The following is a 26,446-nucleotide window of genomic DNA, read 5'->3' as shown; positions in this document are numbered from 1 at the left end:
TATAATTTTTATTGATATTTATAATTTATTAAGAAGAGATGTATTTTTACATATAAACTTTAATATTTTTGCAGTAAACTAAATCTTAAGAAATGAGAAAAATTTTATGGATTGCATTGGCTGCTGTTTCATTTGTAGCATGTAATCAAACTTCAGAAAAAACAGCTTATGTAAATAACACGAAAGTTGTGTCTGAATTTGCTGAAATGAAAACCGCTCAAGAAAAGTGGACAAAAAAGAATAATGAAGTTCGTGCAGAGTTAGAAGAAAAAGCAAAGCAATTTCAAATTGAAGTGCAAGGATATCAAAATATAATGAAATCCATGTCTGAAGCTAACCGTGCCAAAAAGGAGCAAGAGTTGATGGCAAAACAACAACAATTGCAAGGTGAGCAACAAAGTCGTATGCAAGAGATCCAACAAGGTAGCCAATCAGAAATAGATTCAATTATAGTTAAGGTAAAAGACTTTATCCAAGAATATGGTAAAAGTAATGGGTACACCTATATTTTTGGTGATACCGAAGTAAGTAATATCCTTTATGGCAAAGAAGAGTTAAATATCACCGATAAAATCATCGAAGAAATTAACAAAAATAAGACGGTTTCAGAATAAATTAATACCGTCTTTTATCTTCAAAAAACCCGATAGTTTACTGTCGGGTTTTTTGATTCCTACCAAATTTTATAAAAAGAGATAAATTCCCCAGTTTATGATAGTACCGATAAACGTATTTAGTGTGTCGTTGATCGTGAATATCTGACGTTTTTTTGGTAGGTTTTCAAATTCAAATTTGTTAAATATATAACAATAAGTCATTTTGAGACCTAAAAATTAGATAAATATAAGTTGGAAATAGATTAAATTTGTGTTATATATTTTTCTATAACTAATGGTATACTGTGTGTACTTATCTGTAATACAGTGTATTGACAGTTATTAGAAAATTTGTATAACTGGTATTGACTTGTCTATGATATACTTATACCATTAGGTAAGAATATTATTACAAAAAAAAGTAAAATAAACGTTTGCTGTAATAATATTATTTATAATTTTATGTTTTTACTATAATTATATTAACAATATTATTAACATGCGTCCCAAATCGCAATGCTAATGTGCTGTTTTTCACCCTAATTTAAGTGTGAATTATGAATAATAAGCTTAACCTAACGTACCTACTCCTCTTGGCAGTACTTCTCATTTCTTCTCATGAGCTAGTTGCCCAAGCAAATAGAGCAATCTCTGCTCCCGCGTTTGAAAGCGGTGCTACTCAAATTTGTGCAAGCCCAGGTAACGATATTTTTACGGTTATAGCAAGCATATCGAGTGGTCCTGCACTGGATGGTACTAATCAATTTATTCTAGAAGTATCTGCCCCCGATGGCACTTTTGGTAATTCGAGTGAAGTCATAGAACTCGCACGTGTCAATGGACCAAACGGAAGTGGTGGCGGTACCATACGGTTTGAAGATTTTTTAATGGACGATTCTTTAAGCAGCGATACTTACCGCTTACGTATAAGAACTTCTACAAATGATGATATCATAAGTTCAGAATCCCAAGAGATTGTAATACATTATTTTGATGGAAGCGAAATAGAGAGCATACGATTAAACGACAGAAAACCTATTATTCTTTGTAATACTACAAGCATTTCTAGAACTTTAACTCCAGTAGTTCTTGATAATGACGGCAATGAGCTTAATCTAGATGACTTCAAATGGCAATGGTTTAGCGGTGATAGTTCTTTTGATTTGAACGAGATACCTGGCGAAACGGAATCTAGTTACACAATAACCCAAGAAGGTACATATGCTGTAAAGATAGATTTGGGTGATTGTCAGCCTGTATTTACAGCAAGCTCAAATGTAGTAATTGTTTCAATTGTCGATGTATCCGATGTAGCTATAAATGAAGGTTCTGCAGTTTCGTTTTGTCCACAAGATGCAAAGGTTTTAACATCAAGTGAGACCGATACGAGTTATGATTATCAATGGTTTAAAAATGGTACAGCAATCGAGGGAGAAATTTCTTCAACAATTACGTTACCAGATAATGATTTTGGCGGTAATTATACCTTACAAGTTTTGTATAGTGAAGATTGTACAGTAACTACCGATCCAATTGAAGTGACTAACGACGGTTCGAGTATCACAGAAACCTTACCAGAAAATTTGATTTTATTACCATCACAAATCTTAACGCTACAAATAAGAAGTGATGCTCCCGATGGTAGTATTGTACAATGGTTTGTAGAAACCACGTTGCAAAAACAAGGACCCTTAACAGATGGAGTTTCAACTTTTGATGCTTCCTTTGTTGGGAGATATAGAGTGAGTATTACTGCCAATGATGCTTGTAATAGTCTTATCGAATCTAGAACTGAGATTTTTGCACCTATAGGTTTTGAAAGTACAATTGGGGGTGATTCAGGCTCCAATTGTGATGCGTCTACTGTAGATATTTCTTTACAAGAAATGATAGGACTTACTTCGGGAGGTTTACGAGTGCCACTTACACAAGAGCAATATGCATTTTTTGATTTCGAATGGTCATCAAATGGTACTGCAACAGGAGATACAGAAACATCTTTAACCGTGGATACTGCTGATCAAGAATCAATATATCAATTAAATGCAGACCTAAGAACGGGAGAGTTCACCAATATACAATCCAATGAAATTTCTGTTCAATATGTCGATTCGGGAACAGAAATTACCATAACACCAAACAATTTACCCTTCGGGGGAACGGTGGTTTTATCCGTTCCGCAAGATCCAAACTACACCTATGAATGGTATAGGGTCGTGGACGAAGAAGAACAACTAATCGAAGGAGAAAATACCAACGAGATCACCGTCAGTCAAGAAGGTGATTATTTCGTTAGAATAGCTTCAGTAATCTGTAGTTTAGATACTCCTATAGTTGCTGTAAGAGAACAAGCAGGGCTTTCAGGATATATACCAAATGTGCTAACACCCAATGGTGATGGCGTTAATGATACATGGAACCTTCCAGACGAATTGACAGATTCGCCAGAAGTAGAGGTACTTATTTATGATTCAAGAGGTCAAGTGGCCTTGCAAACTAATAATTATAGAAATGGTGACTGGCCTAACGATACCGCAGTGTCGAATAAGGAAAGAGTGTACTACTTTATAATTACAAAAAACAATTCCGTAATCCGCAAGGGTTCAATTACGGTAATGAGATAATTTATGATTAAAAAGCTGTTTTTAGTAAGCATATGTTGCATTTCCCTTCAACTAGCGAAGGGACAAGAAGAAAGCGCGACCATTTATGGAAAGCTTCCTTCAGATATTCCTACACATAATTTAGTGAGGTACAATCGATTTTATTTTAACCCAACATTTTCATTAGTTAGAGAAACAAAGAAGTCAATTAATATTTATAACAGAATACAATGGTCTTCATTTAACGATAACCCACAAACATTTTTGATCAATTATACCAGTAATTTCGACGAAAAAACTGGAGTAAGCATAGGATTACATCAACAAAATGAAGGAGTGTATCGTTATTTTGGAGGTGTAGCCAATTACGCATACAATCTAGAGTTTGGTAGAGATATGAATTTTACATTTGGATTAAATTTAGGCTTTTCACAAAGTGCTATCAAATCCAATCTAGATGCAGCCACTATAGATGATGGTTTTACTCAAAATAATGGTTTACAAGTTAACGACCCCCTAATTCTTAATTATGAAAAAAGTTCGGTCTTCTTATTATCACCAGGGGTAAATTTTAATTACGAACAATTTGATGTAGGTGTTGCAGTAGGAAATTTGGTAGCGTATAATATTACTGCAAGTGAGGTGATAACCGATAACATGGGTTTTACAGGACATGTTATGTATACGCATAGTTTAGAAAGAAGATCAGATAAACTCATAAGAGGAATGGTGTATGCCAATATGTTAGCCGAGGCCGATTTAAGATATGGAGGTAACGCAATTTTAGAATTACCTAGTTTAGGTTGGGCACAGGCAGGATACAATAGTTTTTATGGTGCTTCTGTAGGTGTCGGTGCAAATATTACACCCAATGTTTCAGTTGGATATTCTTATGAAACAGGGTTTGGAGACACAAGTAATTTTGGAGCAACCCATGAGGTAACTTTAGCATATAATTTTCAGGAAGATCGAAGACGTAAAACAAGCCGAAGCAGACGTGCAACTTCAGACAAAGCATTTCAAGCTAGAGATTCTGAAATTAAGCGACTTAAAAAGGAAATCTTACAACAAAATAAGTTGATCAGAGAACTTCAAGAGGGTGGAGGTAGTACGCGTGAAATTACAGAAGCAGAACGTGCTATGACACGTTTAGAGCGTTCTATCGAAGAAAATAAAGAAGAAGAGGCGCGTAAGGCAAGAGAACTAGAATTACAGCGTGAAGAAGAAGTCGAATTACTTAACAGAAGAGCTGAAGAAGAAGAACGTCTAGCAAGACAAAGTAGGTTAGAAAGAGAAACTGCCGAGGAAGAAGAACGTTTAGCAAGACAAAGTAGGTTAGAGAGAGAAACAGCAGAACAAGAAGAGCAAGAGCGATTGGCGTCGAGAAGTAAGTTGGAATCTGAAATGACGCAACAAGAAATTGAAGATGAGCAAATTGCAAAAGAAGAGGCAGCAAGAGAAGCTGAAGCCGCAAAACAAGAAGCCGAGGCCGAAGCGATCGCTGCAAGACAACGTCTAGAAAGAGAAACCGCCGAACAACAAAATGAAACCGAAAGAGCTGCTACACAGCGTAGGTTAGAACGCGAGGTTGCCGAGCAAAAAGCAGAAGAAGAGCGTATTGCTACACAACGTAGATTAGAGCGCGAGGTTGCCGAGCAAAAAGCAGAAGAAGAGCGTGTTGCTACACAACGTAGGTTAGAGCGTGAGGTTGCCGAGCAAAAAGCAGAAGAAGAGCGTATTGCTACACAACGTAGGTTAGAGCGTGAAGTTGCCGAGCAAAAAGCAGAAGAAGAGCGTATTGCTACACAGCGTAGGTTAGAGCGTGAGGTTGCCGAGCAAAAAGCGGAAGAAGAGCGAGTAGCAGCACAGCGTAAATTAGAGCGTGAAGTTGCCGAGCAGAAAAGAATCGAAGAAGAAGCGGAAGCCGCTCGATTAGCAGAAGAAGCCCGTCAACGAGAAGCTGCTGAAGCTGCCGAAGCTGCTCGATTGGCAGAAGAAGCCCGTCAACGAGAAGCTGCTGAAGCTGCTCGATTAGCAGAAGAAGCTCGTCAACGAGAAGCTGCTGAAGCTGCCGAAGCTGCTCGATTAGCAGAAGAAGCCCGTCAACGAGAAGCTGCTGAAGCTGCCGAAGCTGCTCGATTGGCAGAAGAAGCCCGTCAACGAGAAGCTGCTGAAGCTGCCGAAGCTGCTCGATTGGCAGAAGAGGAAGAAGAGGTTCCAGAGGATATTAAAGAAATTAAACAAGAATTAGATAATAATAGTCGTATCACACGTAAATTATTGGCACGACAAGATTCGCTTTTATCAACAAGCACCACTGTAGACAAGAAAGATTTTAATAAACTTTTGGAGTCTCTAGTTTCTATGAATAATGATGCCGATGAGGCTAAGAGGGACGTAGATCCTACAAGCTCAAAACGTCTTGTTGCAAAAAACAAGTTTATCAAATTTGCTGAAACATCACGACCAGAAGCACAATTTGCTACTAAATATATACCAGGGTATCAAGAAGGATACTATTTGATTGGAAACGTATTTAAAGGTGGAGAATATGCCGAAAAATTTAAAGAAGGACTTAACGCTATAGGATTTGATGATGCACAAATAATTTTAAATCCAGAAAATGATCTGCAGTATGTTTCTATTGCCAGTTTCAGGACCAAAGAAGAAGCTTCAGAGAAGTATTTCAGTAATATGGATAATAAGTTTTTTGGAGAAATGTGGGTGTTACAAATAGCAAAAAGTAGAGTTGCTTCCTTTAAACGTTTATTACAAGAAACACGTACGATCCAAGAAACAGTGCAGGATGATACAGTACTTTCTGAAACGTTATCTTATATCGGAGGACATAATGTAAAGAATGGATATTATTTAATTACTAATATTTTTAAAAGAGAAAATTATTTTGAACGTGGTATGGAGAAGTTGAGATCACAAGGATTAGAGCCACAATATTTTAGAAACCCTAAGGACAATTACATCTATGTATATTTAAAACGTTATGACAACCTAGACGATGCTAAGCAAGGTCTGTTCTCAAATGTTGGAAATAAATATGATGGTGATTTATATATATTAAGAATACAATAACGGCAGCCCCAATGATAAGTCGATGCCCCAAAATAACTAATTTAACACACAGCTTATGAAAACAATTGTACCCATAAAGATAGTTCTGGTGATGTTTTTACTACTCACCAGTACCATAAGCAATATATATGCGCAAGAACTTGTACCCTTACAAGCAAGGCCCGAGAATAGTGGAACTTTTTCCAGAATTAACGGTAATTTGGTAATGTCTGGTAATTCTATTGTGGGACTGAGAAGGGTAGGAGGTACGAATTATAATCCCAATGCTGCCTATAATGGTAATTTTAATAATGGAGGTAGTATTTCCGATTATATTGATATCGATGGAGATCCAACTACCTTTAGTTCAAGTAGTGCAGACATTGAGACCCCAAGACCAGACTGTTCAACAATTAGGTATGCAGCGTTATATTGGTCAGCCACCTATTATTTAGTTAGAAATGGTGATAGTAATGTGAATAATCCGGCACCCAACGATGTTAATAATAGCAATGGAGATGAACGACTTACAGGCTTACCAGCGCAAGATGCTCGTAAAATAGGAGATAATGATTTTAGAAATATTAAATTTAGAGTACCTGGTAGAGGCTACGTAGATGTAACTGCTTCTAGAACGATCTATGATGGCTATCGCAATACAGTTACAAACCCTAGCGATAGAGCAAATGATGATGTACCTTATGTATGCTATGCCGACGTTACGGATTTAATCAATCCCGCAGAACCTACGGGAACTTATACCGTAGCAAATATGAATGCTACGATAGGAACCACCTCTGGAGCTTCTGGAGCTTCTGGCGGTTGGGTACTTGTAGTTGTATATGAGGATCCACTAGAGCCTAGCCGTTTTATAGGATCAGCAGATGGTTTTATTCAAATTAGAAGTGGTAATCCAGATATCGATTTTACGTATTCTGGTTTTCAAACTTTACCTGGAACTTTACCTGTCCGAGCACGTTATGGTATCGCAGGTTTAGAAGGTGATAGAGGTTTAGGTGGGGATCAATTAAGAATTCAAAATACACTAGGGGGTTTTACAAGATTAGGGACTACATTAGGGGCTCCAAATGATAGAAATAACTTTTTTGATAGTTCAGTATCGTTTAATAATAATTATCTAAATAACAGAAACCCAGCATCACAAAACACACTTGGTTTTGATATTGATCTTTTTGACTTGCCTAATGTAGGGAATATTTTACTAGGTAATAATCAAACCGACGCTACTTTTCGATTAAGAACAGTTCAAGATACCTATAGAGTATTCTTAAATACCTTTGCGGTAGATATTATCGAACCTAAATTACAAATAGTTAAAAAAGTATATGCAACCGATGGTATTACCGATATCACAAACGGTACAGTTGAATTAGGTGACGAAATATTTTATGATCTCGAAATACAAAATACAGGTAATGAAGATTTAGTGGATGGCTCTATTACGATAAGAGATATTCTGCCTGCTAATACAGATTTGGTGTCTGTTCAAGATGCGACCTTGCCACCAGGAGTTACCTATACCATTCCTTCACCAGGTATTATCGATTTTAATATTCCAGCAGATTTAGTAGAGGCTGGGTTCAACGGCTTGCCGGGAGATTTGCCTATATACATTCGATTTAGAGCGCGATTGGTAAATAGCTGTGAAGAATTAAGAGATGCGTGTTCTAATACGATACAAAATATTGCTTTAGCAACCTTTACTGGGGTAGATTCTGGGGTTACAGCAACTAATAATAGTAGCAGTATCATTGGAGCCTGTGGTAATAGTGATGGAGAAGCGACTAACTTTTTAGTGAATGTGCCTGCATGTAGTACAAATGTACTAGCCTGTACGGCTGATCTCCGTTTAGAAGCGGGAGCTGGCTATGATCGGTATACCTGGTCGGGTCCAGGTATTTCTCCGCCTATAGTGACTACTGTTAATTTTTTAGATGTACCAATTCCTCAAACGGGAACCTACTCTGTGGTTAAAGAAGATACGGATCCTTCAGATGGTACATGTATGACATTAACCGAAGAATATGAAGTAGAAAGTTTTAGCGATATTACAAACCCTATATTAGATTATGTAAATGGTACAACCATAACAACCGAAAATTGTAGTGGGATTGAAATACCTCAAATATCCTTATGTGGTAATCAAACATTATTATTAGAATCGAATTTCTCTTCCAGTGGTTTTAGAAATATTTCTTGGCAACGTTTAGCGCCAAGCGGTTCATGTGTATCCGACCCCAATGACCCATGTTCCCTATTATCAGGAAGTTGTACGGGTGCAAATTGGGTAGAAGAACCAGGAGGTAACGCAACTAGTTTTACAGTGGATACAGCTGGAGACTACAGAATTTTGGCAGAATTTGATGGTGGATGTTTTATACCTTTTTATTTCAGTGTATTTAAAAACGATTATCAACCTGTGTTAGACATGACGCCTATCGAGTGTGGTAATGACGGTAGTGTTACGGTAACTAATGTACCAAATAGCAACTATGCTTTTAGTTTGACCTCTGGTGGTCCATATTCTAATACGACAGGTGTGTTTGCTATTTCAACACCAGGGGATGTTACGGTTTATGGTATTGATACTACCTTTCCAGGAGGTTGTGAATACACAGCGACGATCAATGTACCAGAAATTAACCCAACCTATAGTGTTACGGCTTTTGACCCTACCTGTGTTAATAATGATAACGGTACTGGTTCTGGTTCGATACTTATTGCTGTAACTGGTGGATCACCAGAATATGAATATACAATAAGTGCTCCAAGTCTTTCTACTCCTATTATTATACCTAATTCTGGAGCTAATAATGGAAACTATAGACAAGATGGTTTATTACCAGATACCTATACTGTTGAAGTAATTTCAAACAGACCTAATCAGGCTCCAAACTGTATATATAATGAAACAGTTACAATTAACCCAGCACCAGATTTTAGAGCAGAGGTAGTTTTAATTGCCCCAGAAACTTGTGAATCTGGCGCAATAGTTGAGGTAAATGTTTTAGCGGGTTCTGGAAATTACCTTTTTGATGATGGTACGGGTAATTACTCTACCAACAATCAGTTTGAAATACCAAGTCCAGCGGACCCCTCTGCAACCTATACTTTTTATGTGAGTGATGAAAATATACCAAGCGGAGTTCCTGCTTGTATTATTGAAGCCTCTATTAGTAATATTGATACTTATGAACCTATTGTTATTGATAATGTAACAGTTACAAATCCTACATGTCCTGGAGACACTGGTCAAGTTCGAGTTGAAGTATCTCCAGCAGTTTCTGGAAGGACGTATACCTATGAATTATTACAACGTGCTAATGCTACTGATACAGTACCCACACAAATCGATGTAATTACAAGTCCGTTACGAGATATTACATTTACAAATATTCCTGATGGTGACCTTTATGTTGCAAGAGTTTCTCATGAAAATACTACCCCTCCAGGAACTACGCCTCCGACAATTTGTCCAGTTGAATGGTCTCCTGATTTTTCAATTCTTTCACCTGTAGGAGCAAGTATTACAGCAAGCATAACGCAAGAATATCGTTGTGATGCCGCAGGTACAGGTGTACAAACAGCGACTATTACCGTTGCACCTTTACTTGGAGCGGGATACTCCTATAGTATTGACGGTGTCGATTATACGAATACTTCTGGAGTTTTTACAGGTTTGACAGATGGAACTTACACAGTATATGCACGAGATGCAAGTACCATATCGTGTCCAGTAGCATCTTTGCCAATGGTTGTAGATCCTTTGCAAGAAGTTAGCAGCTTAAATTTTAGTCAAACTGCCTTGCAGTGTCCAGCGCTAACATCATCAGTAACTGTTTCTGCCACAGGGACAAACGGAGCTACTTCTTTCGAATATAGAATAGCTGCACCTGCTGGAGAAGCTACAACATTTGCAACTACAGATACCTATACACTCTCAGTCGGAACTTACACCTTTGAAGCTAGAACTACAATAGATGGCTGTGTTTATTCAGATACAGTAACCATTGATGCAATCGATAATATTGCGGTCAATGGAGCTGCAACAGCAGAACCAACATGTAATGGGGATACCGATGGTGCATTAAGTTTTACGGTTAGTGATATTGATCTTTCTACAAATACGTATGAATATACTGTGTCTGGTGGTACAATTACAACACCGACTACAGTTACTGGTCAAAATACTACACCAATAACGGTTACAGGTCTCGGAGCTGGAACTTATACGATATTAGTAAGAGACGAAGCAACCAATTGTAATAATACAGATACTGTAACCATAACTGAGCCTACAGTATTAGGGTTTACTCTTGTATCAGATGCTGCAGATTGTGGTAATAATACAGGATCTATTACGGTTACAGCTAGTGGTGGTAGAGGTGGCTATCAATATGAGTTAAGAGATGCTGCAGAAGCACTACCTGCTATAGTACCTTATCAAAATAGCAACACTTTTACGAATCTAGCGCCTGGTACCTATACTATTTTTGTAAGAGATACAAATGATCCAACAACAGCTTGTGAGACACCGAGCCAAACAATTACTATTGATCAAACGCAGTTACCAACATTAGCTGCAATCACAGGTGGTGATGCATGTTACGACACAACAGATCTGGCAAGTCAATGGATTACAATCACTCCAGGTACTACACCAACAGGACCGTTTACTTATAGTTTAAATGGCGGTGCGCCTCAACCAGTTGATTTTGCAAATCCTGCTGGCTTGCCTCCAAACTCTTTTGAAATTCCAAATTTAAACCCAGGTTCATATACAGTAACGGTACAGAATACTGCAAGTACTTGTAGTTCTGCTCCTATAAGTTTTAACATAGCTCCGCAGCTAACTATTACTGCTGCGCTGACTAAAGAAATTACTTGTGCTCCTACAGAGGATGCAACAATTACCTTTAGTACCACTGGTGGAAATGGAGGTAATATAATTGCAATTATTCGCGATGGCGCTGTTGTAGATGCAGCTTATACAGGAGGATCTCCTTTTGCTACCAATGTAGCAGGAACATATGAAATTAGAGTAACGGATTCGCAGAATTGTACAGTAACTTCTACACCTATAGTTCTTGATCCATATACGCCAATTACCGCTACCGCTACCGCTACTGATCCGGAATGTCCTACAGGAACAGGCGCCATCTTGGTTACCGTTACCGCTGGTTCAGGTCCGTTCACGTATGTGTTAGATGGAACTACTACAGTAGGTCCAGTAGCAGCGACGAGTAATAATTTTACAGCTGTTGCTATTGGTGCTCATAGTATCGAAGTTAGTGATCAATATGGATGTGCTGTTACTGTAAACGCAACAATTACAGCACCTTTAGCGTTAACTGCTGATATTAATATAACAAGAGATTATAGTTGTGATGCCGCAGGAACTGGTATTATATTTGGAGAAATAAGAGTCACTAATCCTGCAAACGGAAACGGCTCGTACGAGTATAGTATAGACGGCGTAACTTTTACGAATACTACAGGTATTTTTGATAACCTTACCGATGGAACCTATACTTTATATATTAGAGATACTGATACAAATGGATGTCCTGTAAACTTAGGAGATTTAACAATCGATCCATTGCAAGAAGTTACTGATATTGCTTTTGTAGAAACTCAAATACAATGTCCAGCTCTTACCACCGATCTAACATTAACTGCTACAGGTACAAATGGAGCCTCTTCTTTTGAGTATAGAATTGCTGCTCCTGCAGGAGATGCAACTTCTTTTGCTACAACAGACACCTATACGTTAACCGCAGGAACTTATACTTTTGAGTCAAGAACTACGACAGATGGATGTGTGTATTCAGAAAGCTATACTATCGACCCAATAGATCAAATTGTTGTTAATGCTACTGTTACAGCAGAACCAACTTGTAATGCAGATACAAATGGCGCGTTGTCTTTTAGTGTAACCAATTTAGGTACAAATGATTATACGTACACCGTTACTGATGGAGCAGCCATTATTGTTGCCTCAGGTGGACCCATTGCCACGACTCCAACCCCAGTTACAGGATTAGGAGTAGGTACATATACTGTAGAGGTTACCGATGCTACAACGAACTGTACGGATACAGACACCGTTACTATTACAGAGCCAGCGGCAATTACTGTATCAGCAACAAGTGCAGATGCTAATTGCGGTGACTCAACAGGAGCAGTGATAGCAACAGCCTCTGGAGGTCGTGGATCATTACAATATGAGTTAAGAGACAGTGCAGGTGTTACAATTATTAGAGGATATCAGTCATCAAGCTTTTTTGCAGCATTAGCAGCTGGAGATTATACCGTTTTTGTAAGGGATGCTAGTTTACCTACAGCTTGTGAGACCCCAACAGGTTTTCCTATTACTGTGGGAACAAAAATTGCCCCTACAATTGCAGCTGTGTCTGGTGGTGATGCTTGTTACGACTCGACCAATCAAGCAAGTCAATGGATTACAATAACTCCAGGAATAGCAGCACCTCTTGGTCCGTTTACATATAGCCTCAATGGCAATGCCGATGTAGCGGTAACATTTTTACCAGGACCAGCACCGGCTAATACTTTTGAGATTCCTAACTTAACACCTGGAACCTATGATGTAACAGTAACAAATACAGACAGTAATTGTTCAACTGCAATTACAACATTTACTATTGAACCACAAGTACGAATCACTGCCTCTCTAACAAAAGACTTAGATTGTACTGCAAGTCCAGATGCTGTAATTGATATAACGACAGCAGATGGAAATGGAACTAGAACTATAGAAGTAAGTTCTGATGGAGGAACAACGTATACAGCAACTACTTCACCGTTTACAACGATCACTGCAGGTAACTATCAATTTAGAGTAACCGATAGTGAGGGTTGTACGGCCGAATCTTCTAGTATCACTGTTACTGATAATCCAGAACCAGTTGCAACCGCTGTAGCTAGTGATGCTACGTGTAATGGTCAAGCAGATGGTTCTGTAGTAATTACGATTGATACAACTGTAGGTACAGGACCATATCAAATAGACTTTAATGGACTGGGATATAGTAGTCAAACTACATATGGTAACCTAGCAGCGGGAACATATAATTATTTTGTAAGAGATGCAAAAAACTGTATCAATAGTCCTGCTTTTACAATAACTGTTAACCAGCCGGACCCTGTTGTCATTGGTACAGAAAATAATGTTGATATTACATGTAGTGCGACTGGTAATGTTTTAGGTAGAATTGATTTATCTAATATAACAGGAGGAACACCTCCTTACACATATAGTTTGTTGAACTTAGATAATTCGCTGGCAACAACAACAACAGCACAACCTATAGGTCCTACAACAGATGATTTTGTAATTTTTAATGACCTAGATTTTGGTGACTATAAAGTAAGAGTAGAAGATGCAAATAATTGTATTTATGAGTTCACATACAATATAGCAACACCAGCAATCTTTACTATTGCAACTAGCACTACGGCTACATGTTCCAACGGAGTTACTGCAGATATAAATGTTTCTGGAGGTACAGGGCCGTTTTTAATCAGAGAATATCCATCAGGTGTTCCAGGAAACCTAAATGGATTACCTGTAAGTTCTGGCGTTCCAGAACGAAATCATAGGTTTACTAATATACCTTTTGATACTGCATTTACATATGAAATTATCGATACAAGTACTGGATGTACTGATATTCAAAGTATAGCTCCAGTAAGTAGCCCATCTCCTATGAATCTTGCGGTTACCGAGGATAACGTAAGTTGTACTTCTGTTGCAGATGGCTCAATTATTTATAATATTGATTCGTATCAAGGAAATGAATTGACATATGAGATATACAGAACTTCAGATTTGTTTACCAATATTAATGGAAGTGTTACTTTTGGAAATGGTAATCCTGAGACTGTAGGGGCAACTGCCAATGGAACCATCAGCGGCTTTGGTCCAGGGGAGTATTTGCTTCGAGTCATAGAATCTGATATATCAGTTGCAGATCCATGTAATTCATCAATTGTATTCACAATTACAGAACCGACTCCACTAGCAATAGTTGAAACAAGTAATACTATCGGAAATTGTAATTCATTTTCCCAAGTAGTAGTCAATGGACAAGGAGGTACACCTCCTTACCGCTATGCCGCAGTTATCGATGGAGCTGCTGCACCTGCACCTGCATCATATGATACAAATAATGTCTTAGCGTTAGACCAATCTGTAGGTTTAGATTGGGATGTGTATATCTTAGATGCTAATGATTGTGAAGTATTGCCACCATTAGATGTTACGATAACAGAAATAGTGGATCCTGCATTTACTTTGGTACCTACATTTGTAGATGATCCATGTACCTTTGATAATAATTACACATTTACTGTAAATGCTACAGGTACTGGTCAATTAGAATATGGTATCGATGATGGTGATACAGGTACTGCGGACACGCCAGTATTTGTTGCTGATACTCCAAATGATGGTTCTTTTGTATACACTGTAAACGCACCAGGAACATATACTTTGACGGTTAGAGATCCAAATGGTTGTTTTGATACAGCCAGTATCACAGTTTTTGAAGAACTACGATTTGATGCGGATTTCACTACAGAGCCGACATGTCGTAATGCAGATGGAGTGATTACAGTGAGCAATATCACAGGAGGATCCGATTATGTAGCAAATCCAGGAAACTTTATTTTTGTATTAGTGGATAATGGAACCAATGCTCTTGTAGCAGGTCCACAGGCTTCTGATGTTTTCACAGGTATTGCAGCGGGGGATTATAGAGTCGAAGTTACTGATTCTGCGATTGCTCCAGTACCTGGATGTACAGCTACGGTTAATGTATCACGATCCGTACCTGTTGATCCTATAATTACGGGAACATCTGAAGATGTATCTTGTTTTGGAGCTAGTGACGGATCAATTACTATTGAGTTAGATCCATCTACTAGTGGTGACACACCATATTCTTATGAAATATTTCAGGGAGCGGGCGTAATAGCACCATCACAAGCAAGCCCTGTTTTTACTGGATTGTTTTCAGCGGGTACATATCAAATGGTGGTAACCTCAGGAAGAGGGTGTGTTAGTACATCGGTCGATATCGTAGTGGGTAGTCCAACTTTATTGACTGCTACAACATCACAATCAAGCTATACGTGTGCACCAGATAATAGTGAAATTTTCCCAGACATTACAGTAACGATTGAAAATGGAACACCTCCATACACCATCACGTATACGACACCATCAATAACCGTAAATAATCAAACAGTAACCGATGCTGATGGTAGTACCGCTGGAGTACAGTATATTATTGATGCTGATGAAGCTGGAAATTATGACATCACTGTAAATGATAGTAATGGATGTCCGGTTGTAGTACCAACTGAGACGGTAGATCCTTTCCCTATAATGACGAATCCTTTAGTTACCAGAGATGCTTCAGCTACCAATGGTGGTGTGATCTCTTGTGATAATCCAGAGGGCGTTATTGTTTCTATTGATAGAATTACTGGAAACACTGCGGGATACCAATTTGATTTACTTCCGTTAGGGACAGATACACAAGTTGTTGCCGAAGATGCATCAGGTACCACTAGTAGTGCTACCTTTGATTTGGCTTCACCGGGTAGCTATACCTTTAGAATTACAGATTTACAAACAGGATGTTCTATAGATACAGCACCCTATATAGTCGCTCCGTTTGACACCATTGATGCAATAGCCACCGAAGTAACTTCTGTGTTATGTGCTGGGGATTCAACTGGAGAGATTAATTTAGAAATCACTGGGTATACAGGAACTTATAATTACACGGTGACCAATACCGGAACAAGTACTGTAGAAGCTTCAGGTACGGGAGACACTTCAGTTACGAATCCATTGTTGATAACAGGTTTATCCAGTGGTACGTTTGTAGTGGATGTTGAAGCTTTAGACTCACCGTTTTGTGATGAAGCCTCAAATACTGTAACGATTGCTCAACCTACACCGTTAACACTTGCTTTATTGAGTGCATCAACACCAAATTGTAACGATCTACTTTCTCATATTGTTATGGAAGCTTCGGGTGGTGTAGCACCTTATAGTTTTGCATTTGTAGCTGGCGCTCTACCTCAACCAGATCCTGCGACTTATCCAGAGACAAATACATTTGATTTGGATCCCGCTACGAGTTTGAATTGGGTTATTTTTGTAGAGGACGCAAATAGTTGTGTTGAACGTCTTGAGATTACGATTCCTGATGTAACACCGAATCCAATATTAGATACGCCACTGCCACAGTTTGTAGATGATCCGTGTACGTTTGATAATAACTATACTTTTACGGTTACTGCTACAGGTTTTGGAACCTTAAGTTATCAATTAGATAGTGATATAGCTGTAGTAGGTAATATTGACAATAATACCCACGAGTTTACGGTAACTACAGCAGGAACCTATCAGGTAACAGTGTACGATGCTAATGGATGTCCATCAAATCAAGAAACTATCACAGTTTATGATGAGGTATTGTTTGATGCTGATTTCACTACAGAACCAACCTGTCGTAATGCAGATGGGGAAATAACTGTGAGCAATATCACAGGAGGATCCGATTTTGCGACAAATCCAGGAAACTTTAGTTTCACATTAGTAGATAATGTAACCAATGCTGTTGTAGCAGGACCACAAGGTACTCTGGTATTCCCTGGTATTGCTGCGGGCGATTATAGAGTCGAAGTTATAGATTCGGCAATTGCACCTGCACCTGGCTGTACAGCTACGTTTACTGTATCGAGAGCTATACCGGTAGACCCTATTGCAGACGCACCTATTATAGAAGACGTTTCATGTAATGGAGAGTCAGATGGTGTGATCGCAATTGTGCTCAATGCTGCAAGTGTAGATAATCCGTATACATATGAATTATTTGTTTATGATCCTTCGCCAACTGCTACGGGAGTATCAGTAGCGGGACCTCAAACAGATGATAGAACGTTTACTGGACTTGCGGCAGGGGATTATGAAGTTATAATTACTTCGAATCTTGGATGTACCACGACGGTAGAGCCAATAACAGTTAGTGAGCCAGTAGTTTTGGATGCTACTACGTTAGCTTCGAATTATACCTGTGATACTTCTAATAATGATAATTTCCCAGATATTACAGTAGATATTACTGGTGGAACAGCACCATATCGCATATCGTATAATGGACCTACAGGAACGTTTACTAATATCGCGGTAACTGGCGCACAACATATCGTTGATGCTGATATTGACGGAGCATATGACTTTACCATTGTAGATGCTAACGGATGTTTAGCTACAGTGTCTCAAACGGTTGCTCCATTTCCAATAATGACAAACCCAAGAGCTACGTTGGTAACACGTATGGACTGTATCACGAATATAGAAGTAGTTACTATCGAGATTGATGGTGGTACACCAGGAGGTGACTTCTTATTCGAGGTAACCAATGGTCCTGCTGCAGTAACTTCACAAACGATTACCGCTACAGGAACAACTACTGCTGCTACGTTTAACTTACCAGCAGTAGGAAATTATAATTTCACAATTACTGATCAAACTACAACGTGTTCAATTCCAGTTTCCTATAGAGTTGATGAATTTGATACCATCGATGTGGTTGCAAGTCAAGAAACACCAGAAAGTTGTTTTGGTGATGCCGATGGAACGATTCGCATAGTGATAACAGGATATACAGGTGCTTATAGTTACCGTGTATTGGATGGTACAGGAACTGCGGTTGCGACAGGTACTGGAGACACAACAACTGATGCTAATCCAAATATATTGCCACAAACCTTTGCCTTAGGTAGTTATACGGTTGAAATTACGGAAACAGCAAGTCCACTTTGTGTTGAGGTATCTAATACTGTTCAAATTGGTGGTCCTTTAGCCCCGTTTGTTTTAAGTATCAACGCAATTAATGATCAAGAGTTCTGTGATCCAGCAGCTAATGGTGGTTTTACAGCATCAGTTACCGGAAGACAAGGAACTGTAACCTATACGATATCTCCAGTGCCACCATCTAGTACACATGATGGAAATGGACGTTTTGAAGGTTTACCTGCTGGTACCTATACAGTAACGGCGACCGATGATAATGGAACCTTTAGTTGTACAGCTACAAACACATTTGAGGTATTACCACCTGCAGATGACGTTGCACTTGCATTAGCGGGTACAGATGTAACATGCTTTGGATCAGTTGATGGACAGATTGTTGCAACGGCGACTGGATCTAATGGGCCTTTCAGGTATTCGATTAGAGCAGGAGGAGGCACAGAAAGTGCACCGCAGACATCAAATACGTTTGAAAACCTGAGACCTAATGTAGTATATACAATTACGGCATATGATGAGCTTAGTTGTTCTGCTACAGCAACAGAAACTTTAATTGAGCCAGCAGAAGTAACTGTTGATGTAACTTCTGGACCTTTATTAAACTGTGGGGATACTACAGGAACGTTTACAGTATCTGGAACAACAAGTGCTGGTGGTGGTATAACAACGTTTTATGTTATTAATCAGTCAGGCGTTATTTCTTCTCAGGCGAACGGTAATTTTACGTTGCCAGAAGGGTCTTATCAATTTTATGTTGAAGATGCCAATGGTTGTGAATCACAACGTTCAAATGCCTTTGTAGTTGCACCTATCGAAGAAATTAATATTACACTAAGCGCAACGCAAATTTTATTGAGTTGTGCTGGCGAAACTAATGGTCGAATAAATGCTGATGTAACCGGTGGATTAGGAGATTATACTTTTAATCTAATCGTGATAACTGGATCTGGTAGTAACCAAGGGCCACAAGCTCAAAGTTTATTTACTGGCTTATCAGCTGGCAGATATAGATATACCGTAAGTTCTGACAGAGGATGTGAAACATCTGAAGATTTTGAAATCACTGAGCCTTCTCAATTGGTAGCAGATGTAGTAGAAACAGATGTACAGTGTAGTGGTGAAGACGATGGACAGATACGTATTACAGTAACGTCTGGTACAGGAACTCCACCATATTCTTTTGCTATCAGTACAAATCCAGGAACATTTATTAGAGATGCTGATGATAGCCTACCTAATGAACATACATTTACTGATTTAGGTCCAGGAATTTATGATGTGTATATTCAAGATGCTAATGGATGTAGCTCAGTAGAACAACGTACTATTAACGAACCAAACCCATTGCAGGTAGCTGTAGTGTCAGGCTCAATCGAACCCGAAACGTGTGCAGATGAGAATGATGGAGGTGTGACTATAGACATTACTGGTGGTACTGCTCCGTATGAAACGAGTATTACAAATAACGATGCAGATTTTGTTGCGGATCAATTGATATTTGATAACTTACCGGGCGGTGCATTGACAGTGTATGTTAGAGACGCTAATGGATGTCTCTTTGAATTGCCTGTATTTATTCCAGAAGGTGTAGCCTTAAGCGCAACTGTAGTACAAGGGTTAGAATGTCCAGAATGGGGCTTCAGTGAAGATAACACTCCTGTACTATTAAGTGAAGAGAGTCACTTTATCGAATTCCAAATACCAGATGTGCTTGCGGGTGTAAACATTATTTATACGTTAAACGGAATCAATGGTACACCAAACCCGCAATCCAATCAAAATACTACGGGTAGATTTATAGTGGAACCTGGTCAATATGAGGCTGTAATGGAAAGTGGTCTGTGTACACAGATTATTGATACAGTGCGCATAGAAGAATATGTGCCGCTAACTGTGCCGGTTGCACAAATGACAAATAATCCAGAAGATCCTAATGAGTATGAGATTATTGTAGAAGGTGGAGTTGCTCCTTATACGTATCATGTATTATTTGATTCGGAAGAGGGAGAATTGGATTCTAATATTTTTGCAATTCGTAAGAGTGGAACATATTTTATTAGAGTCGTTGATGCAAATGGTTGTGAGGTATCGGTATTCCAAGAATTGACATATATTAATATTCGTATCCCTAATTACTTTACACCCAATGGAGATGGCAAAGATGATTATTGGTATCCAGGTCAGATTACACCATTTGTAGATGATCCGTTCTTCTTTGCAAACATGGAAGTGAAGATATTTGATAGATATGGTCGATTGTTAGGAGAGTTTAAAGGAGATGAAAAAGGATGGGCCGGTCTTTACCAAAATAAAGAATTACCATCTGGTGATTACTGGTACACAATTATCTTAAATGATGTAGATGATAGACAGTTTACAGGTCACTTTACATTATATCGATAATATGAAGTAAATTATAACGTTAGAAAAAGAATTGATCATACAACCGATTGTTGTGCAAAGCCCCATCGGTCAATAATTTTAAGTGTAGATGAAAAAATGTAGTTTAATTATAGGATTGTTTTTAGGATGTTTTTCCTATGCACAGGAGTTTTCGGCACCAGTGCAAAATCAATACCTTGCAGATAACCCATACCTCATATCCTCGGCCTACGCGGGGATAGGAGATTGTTGGCAGGTGCGAGCTTCTGGATTTGAACAATGGGTGAGTATAGAGGATTCTCCAGGAACACAGTCATTATCCTTTGATGGGAGAATCTCTGACCGTTCGGGTATAGGTGCAATCTTATTTAATGATCAAAATGGTTTTACGACTCAAAAAGGAGTACAGCTATCATTTGCACATCACTTGACGTTGAGTGAATATGATAATATGTATCTTTCTTTTGGATTAAGTTATAAATTTACCCAATTTGGTATCGATGCCCAGCAATTTAATGATGGTAATCCCGATGCGCCTATTAATCCAGGCTTGGCAAATGTTACGGTAAACAACTCTAATTTTGATATCGGTTTCTTATATCGATTTGGTAGATTTTTCTTTAGTGGTAATGCAGTGAATTTGTTGCAAAAGGAAATCGATGATTTTAATCCGACAGAGCCTTCTACAATTCAGAATTATTATATGTATACAGGATACACATTTTTTCACCGTTTTAGCAATATTGAAATTGAACCTTCAGTTTTATACCAAAACTTTGCTGGTGATGGACGTAGTACGGCTGATTTGAACTTGAAAGTACGCAAAATGCATAAAGCAGATTACTATTGGGCGGGATTAAGTATTCGTTCTCTCGTAGATCAGAGTTTTAAGCCACTTTCTGTCTCTCCGATGGTAGGAGTAAAGAAATTTAATTTCTATGTCGCATATGCCTATCAAATTAACGTAAACGAGGTCTTGCAACCAAGTACAGCAGCAGGATCACATATGATTACTTTAGGATTTGATTTTGGATGTCGACAGAGTAAGTGTGGTTGTACCTATTAAAAACCTACTTAACCAAACTTAAATTTAGAACCCTTTGTTGAAAGACAAAGGGTTTTTTTGTAAGTATATAATTGCATATTATTGATTCCATAATTGCTCCTCATAGCTATTGGTTAACAACATATAAACCAAAAATAGCGACTATAAAATAGCAAGTAATTGTCAAAGCGCCTGGATAGTCTTTTGCTACGCGTTGACCAAACAATAAGGCAAGTAGTGTAATACAAGAAAGAAGCATAACAAAAACGGCAAAATGAGTTGCTCCAGAATGTAATAAGAATATTACGCCCAGAATGCATCCAATCGCTGTAACGCTTTCTAGAATTAGTACAATACTTAACAACAACGGTACGTGTTTGGCAAGAATTGTTGTTGCAAAATGTTGTTGCAACCATGCTTTATTCCCTTTAAAATCAAAAAGCTTGTCTACCGCAGACTGAAAAAAGGTAATAAATAAAAATACTAAAATAGTAATGGGAACAAGATGTGATAGTAAGTTTTTCATATCAGGAATTTAAGGGTTATTCAGCTTTGCGATGTAGTAGTCTTGTAAGTTTAATAGACAGATCAGTCAGTATTATTTTTGCATTACCATTTCTTTCTATATGAAATATAGCTTCTTGTAATTGTGTAGTGATGTCAACTATGTTAGCTCCATGAACAAAAGGGGCAAATTTTGCCAAATCGAAGCCAGGGGTAATAGGAGTAAAAAAAACAAGTTCTTTGGCCTCATAATTGAGTAAAAGAGCTTGTCTAAAGAAATCGATACAATATTTTAAAAATTTCTTTTGAGTTTCTCTTCCAGCACCAGCTATCGATTCACTCCACACGATGAGATCATTAACAGCAGATTTATTACCTTTTGCTCTAAACGCAGTTCTAATCCATTGAATAAACCATTCTTCAAACTGATCATCACCACCATCATGATGTAATAAATGTAAAGCTTTATTATAATCACCTTCTGCTTGATGGGCAATTTTGGTTATTTCGTTTTCATCTGCATCAGAAAGTGATAAAAGAGCATCCTTGATTACTTGCTCCCCTAATGCAGGAAAATGAAGTACTTGGCAGCGAGAACGAATAGTCTGCAAGAGTTGTTCTTCATTTTCAGTAATTAAGATAAAAATAGTTTTTTTTGGAGGTTCTTCAATGAGTTTCAATAATTTGTTAGAAGCAGCGTTATTCATTTTATCTGCCATCCATATGAGCATTACTTTATGTCCCCCTTCATAACTCTTAAGAGACAATTTTTTAACAATCTGTAAGGCCTCATCTACTCCTATTTGACCTTGTTTATTTTCTATACCAAGAGAAAGATACCAATCAAAAATACTTCCGTAAGGAGACTGTGCAGCAAAATTACGCCACTCTGTTGCAAATTGATCTGATGTAGGATGCTTTTTTACTTTGTCATTGGTAGCTACCGGATATGCAAAATGTAAATCTGGATGAGCCAAATGGTCAAATTTTATATTACAAGCAGTATTAGTACCTGTATTTTCTCCCTGTTGGTTTGCACATAAAATATATTGCGCATAGGCTATCGCCATAGGTAAAGTACCGCTACCATTGGCACCAACAAAAAGTTGAGCATGAGGTATTCTACCCCTATCTACACTTGTTGTCAAGTAGTTTTTAATATGATCTAAACCTAAAATATCAGAAAATTTCATAGGCAAATATATTTATTATTAGTGGCTCCTTCTCATCCTTACTCAAAATTAAATGCATTAAAACGCACGCGATATGAAATAGATGTAAATTGACATAAATTTTTTGAAATCTTTAGGAACTTTTTAATTGAAACCTTTTATTTTCGTTCACAAAACATCCATATACTAATGAGAACCATACAAGACTTTAATTTTGAGAATAAAAAAGCATTAATTCGAGTAGATTTCAATGTTCCATTAAACGACGAAAATGAAGTAACAGATGCTACCAGAATTGAGGCTGCCAAACCAACTATTATTAAAGTTTTAGAAGACGGCGGAAGCGCAGTTTTGATGTCGCATTTGGGAAGACCAAAAGGTGTTGACGATAAGTTTTCATTAAAACATATTGCCGATAAGGTATCCGAAATAATTGGGGTACAAGTTAAATTTTCTGAAGATTGTGTGGGAGAAGCTGCAGAAAAACTAGTTGCCGATTTGGGTCCAGGAGAGGTACTATTATTGGAAAATTTAAGGTTTCATAAGGAAGAAACTGAAGGCGATAAGCAATTTGCAGAGCAGTTATCCAACATGGGAGATATTTATATTAACGATGCCTTTGGCACAGCACATCGGGCACATGCATCAACAGCAATAATAGCTCAATTTTTTACAGACAAAAAATGTTTTGGAGCGTTAATGGCTAAAGAAATTGAAAGTATAGAAAAAGTGTTAAAAACTGGTGAGAAGCCTGTCACGGCGATTCTAGGAGGATCAAAAGTTTCGTCTAAGATTACTATTATCGAAAATATCCTTGACAAAATTGATCATTTGATTATTGGTGGCGGTATGACCTATACTTTTATAAAAGCAAACGGTGGTGCAATTGGTGATTCTATTTGTGAGAGTGATAAACAGGAGTTAGCCTTATCAATTCTTAAAAAAGCCAAAGAGAAAGGTGTTATTGTACATTTGCCTGTAGATGTTATTGCGGCAGATGCTTTTAATAATGACGCAAAAACACAGGTTGTAGCAGTGGATGCAATTCCTGATGGATGGCAAGGGCTTGATATTGGACCAGAATCAATCAAAAATTTTGACGAAGTACTTATGAAATCAAAAACTATCCTTTGGAATGGACCTTTGGGAGTTTTTGAAATGGAAAATTTTGCTAAAGGAACAATTGCTCTAGGTAAGTCAATAGCAAAGGCTACCGAGCATGGAGCTTTTTCATTGGTAGGTGGTGGCGACTCTGTAGCTGCAGTTAAACAGTTTGATCTTGACGATGATATGAGCTATGTTTCTACAGGAGGCGGAGCCATGTTAGAAAGTCTAGAAGGAAAAACGCTACCGGGCATTGCTGCAATAGAAGCATAAAAACACATTCTTGTAAGAATCAAACTATTAATTATAGAATTCATTAAAAACCAGTTGTTTAAACTGGTTTTTTTTGGTTTTTAACTAGTAAGCACTTTTGTTTTCAGAAAAAAAACACGATTTTAGCATCGAATCAGCTAGCAACTATACCTTAAACTTAAAATATCACCCCTAAATTCTAATTGTAGTATGAAAATGAGTCGTTTTTTTAAAATAATTATAAGTGTATTTCTTTTAATTATAGTTGCTCACGCTTCAGCACAAGAAAAAGAATCTAGAACTTCTAGACGAAACAAAAAGAAAGCCAGAAAGACTGAGTTGACCAAAGTTTCTGGTGAAATAGCGACAGATACCATACGTAGCATTGATACAGTAAGCGTTGTTGAAAAGGTTGTAGGCTATGAGAGAAAAACAATTACATTAACAAGTATAAAAGATAGCGTGATAGTGGTAGCAAAGGATCATCCAGAACTTGCAACACTAGATTCGATTTGGAAGCGTGAATTGTATAACTCAGACTTGTTTGATACGCTCTATAATTCGGTACAAACTTTAGATTATAAACCAGTCGAATTTGTCGAGTTACCTACAGATACCTTAAAAGCAAGATTAGCAGAACTCAACGCGAGAACTCCTTTTAATGTGGAGTATAACCCATCGTTAGAAAGTGTAATTAAAAGCTACCTTAAAAATAGACATGAACACTTAGAGCGTTTAATGGCACTAAGCGAATTTTATTTTCCTTTGTTCGAACAAGAATTAGACAATCATAACATTCCCTTAGAAATCAAATATTTAGCGATAGTAGAATCAGCACTAAGACCAAGAGCAAAATCTAGAGTAGGAGCTACAGGGTTATGGCAATTTATGTTTGGTACGGGTAAAATGTTTGGACTAGAGGTAAGTTCTTATGTAGATGAGCGTATGGATCCTTTAATGGCAACAAAAGCCGCTTGTCAATATTTGTCAAGTTTATATCGTGTTTTTGGAGATTGGGATTTGGCATTAGCTTCGTATAATTCGGGTCCAGGTAATGTAACAAAAGCTATTAGACGTAGCGGTGGCTATACTAATTATTGGAATATACGACATAACTTACCAAGAGAAACTGCAGGGTATTTACCCGCATTTTTAGCCACTATGTATATTTTTGAGTATGCAGACAAACATAATTTTAAACCTAAAAGGCCTAGATTTGCTTATTTTGAAACCGATACGGTTAAGGTAAAACAAATGATTACTTTGGAGCAAGTGTCAGAAAAAATGAACATTGATCTAGAAGAGCTTCAGTTTTTAAATCCTTCTTATAAACTGGACATTATTCCTTTTATAAAAGATGAAAATTATGTTCTTAGATTACCTCTCGAAAAAGTAGGGGCCTTTGTAGCAAATGAAAATCAATTATACACAATTGCACAGGCAGAATTGAATAAGCGTGAAAAACCTTTGCCAAAGTTTTTTGAAGCAAGTCACAGAATTCGATATCGAGTAAGAAGTGGTGATTATTTGGGTAAAATAGCGAGAAAATATGGGGTACGTGTAAGTCAAATCATGAAGTGGAACAGGATGAAAAGTAATAACTTGCGTATAGGTCAACGCTTAACAATTTATCCAAGAAAACCAGTAACCACCACAAGAGCAACTTCCAAAAAGACATCGGTTGCAGATACTCAATCCAAACAATATACGGTCAAAGCAGGAGATACCTTATGGAGTATTTCTCAAAAATTTAAAGGCATTACCATCGAAAATCTTAAAAATTGGAACGATATTAGTGGCACTGGAATAAAGCCAGGTATGAAACTGAAGCTTTCAAAATCATAACA

The 26,446-nt window shown here is 37.8% G+C and carries 9 protein-coding genes, 1 pseudogene and 1 CRISPR repeat array; of the genes and pseudogenes, 8 read left to right on the top strand and 2 right to left on the bottom strand.

Going from position 1 to position 26,446, the window contains the following annotated elements; translation table 11 throughout:
• Window positions 1-92: 92 nt before the first annotated feature.
• The 6 genes and pseudogenes from ACE939_RS13205 to ACE939_RS13180 all read left to right on the top strand — a co-directional run bounded on the left by ACE939_RS13205 (window position 93) and on the right by ACE939_RS13180 (window position 21,588).
• Window positions 93-614: an OmpH family outer membrane protein gene (locus ACE939_RS13205; protein WP_378186063.1), complete on the top strand. Its 522-nt coding sequence runs from the start codon at window positions 93-95 to the stop codon at window positions 612-614.
• Between the two features lie 539 nt (window positions 615-1,153).
• On the top strand, window positions 1,154-3,220 hold the full coding sequence (locus ACE939_RS13200) for a gliding motility-associated C-terminal domain-containing protein (protein ID WP_378186062.1): 2,067 nt from the start codon (window positions 1,154-1,156) through the stop codon (window positions 3,218-3,220).
• Between the two features lie 3 nt (window positions 3,221-3,223).
• Window positions 3,224-4,147, top strand: a pseudogene (locus ACE939_RS13195) (PorP/SprF family type IX secretion system membrane protein); the annotation flags it as partial.
• A 999-nt stretch (window positions 4,148-5,146) separates the two neighbouring features.
• Window positions 5,147-5,379: direct repeats of the CRISPR family, unit length 26 nt; unit sequence CGTCAACGAGAAGCTGCTGAAGCTGC.
• Window positions 5,380-5,392: 13 nt separating this feature from the next.
• Window positions 5,393-6,289: a hypothetical protein gene (locus tag ACE939_RS13190; RefSeq protein WP_378186061.1), complete on the top strand. Its 897-nt coding sequence runs from the start codon at window positions 5,393-5,395 to the stop codon at window positions 6,287-6,289.
• Window positions 6,290-6,344: 55 nt separating this feature from the next.
• Window positions 6,345-20,543: a T9SS type B sorting domain-containing protein gene (locus ACE939_RS13185; RefSeq protein ID WP_378186060.1), complete on the top strand. Its 14,199-nt coding sequence runs from the start codon at window positions 6,345-6,347 to the stop codon at window positions 20,541-20,543.
• Between the two features lie 88 nt (window positions 20,544-20,631).
• Window positions 20,632-21,588 carry a type IX secretion system membrane protein PorP/SprF gene (locus ACE939_RS13180; RefSeq protein WP_378186059.1) on the top strand — a complete coding sequence of 319 codons (957 nt, stop codon included), beginning with the start codon at window positions 20,632-20,634 and terminating at the stop codon, window positions 21,586-21,588.
• A gap of 106 nt (window positions 21,589-21,694) precedes the next feature.
• On the opposite strand, the gene ACE939_RS13175 is transcribed toward ACE939_RS13180, so the two are convergent.
• Together ACE939_RS13175 and ACE939_RS13170 are read right to left on the bottom strand one after the other, a co-directional pair.
• Window positions 21,695-22,093 (bottom strand): DoxX family protein, encoded by a 399-nt coding sequence (locus tag ACE939_RS13175; protein WP_378186058.1) that lies wholly within the window; start codon window positions 22,091-22,093, stop codon window positions 21,695-21,697.
• Between the two features lie 16 nt (window positions 22,094-22,109).
• Window positions 22,110-23,264, bottom strand: coding sequence for an ATP-binding protein (locus tag ACE939_RS13170; protein ID WP_378186057.1), 1,155 nt, complete (start codon window positions 23,262-23,264; stop codon window positions 22,110-22,112).
• 168 nt (window positions 23,265-23,432) lie between these two features.
• Between ACE939_RS13170 and ACE939_RS13165 the strand changes: the two genes are divergently transcribed.
• Together ACE939_RS13165 and ACE939_RS13160 are read left to right on the top strand one after the other, a co-directional pair.
• Window positions 23,433-24,620 carry a phosphoglycerate kinase gene (locus ACE939_RS13165; RefSeq protein WP_378186056.1) on the top strand — a complete coding sequence of 396 codons (1,188 nt, stop codon included), beginning with the start codon at window positions 23,433-23,435 and terminating at the stop codon, window positions 24,618-24,620.
• 195 nt (window positions 24,621-24,815) lie between these two features.
• Window positions 24,816-26,444: a LysM peptidoglycan-binding domain-containing protein gene (locus ACE939_RS13160; RefSeq protein WP_378188454.1), complete on the top strand. Its 1,629-nt coding sequence runs from the start codon at window positions 24,816-24,818 to the stop codon at window positions 26,442-26,444.
• Window positions 26,445-26,446: the final 2 nt, after the last annotated feature.

Source organism: Aquimarina rhodophyticola (genome assembly GCF_042434915.1).
Taxonomy (GTDB): domain Bacteria; phylum Bacteroidota; class Bacteroidia; order Flavobacteriales; family Flavobacteriaceae; genus Aquimarina.
The sequence above is the reverse complement of the archived record's forward strand: the minus strand, read 5'-3'. Positions and strand labels throughout refer to the sequence as shown.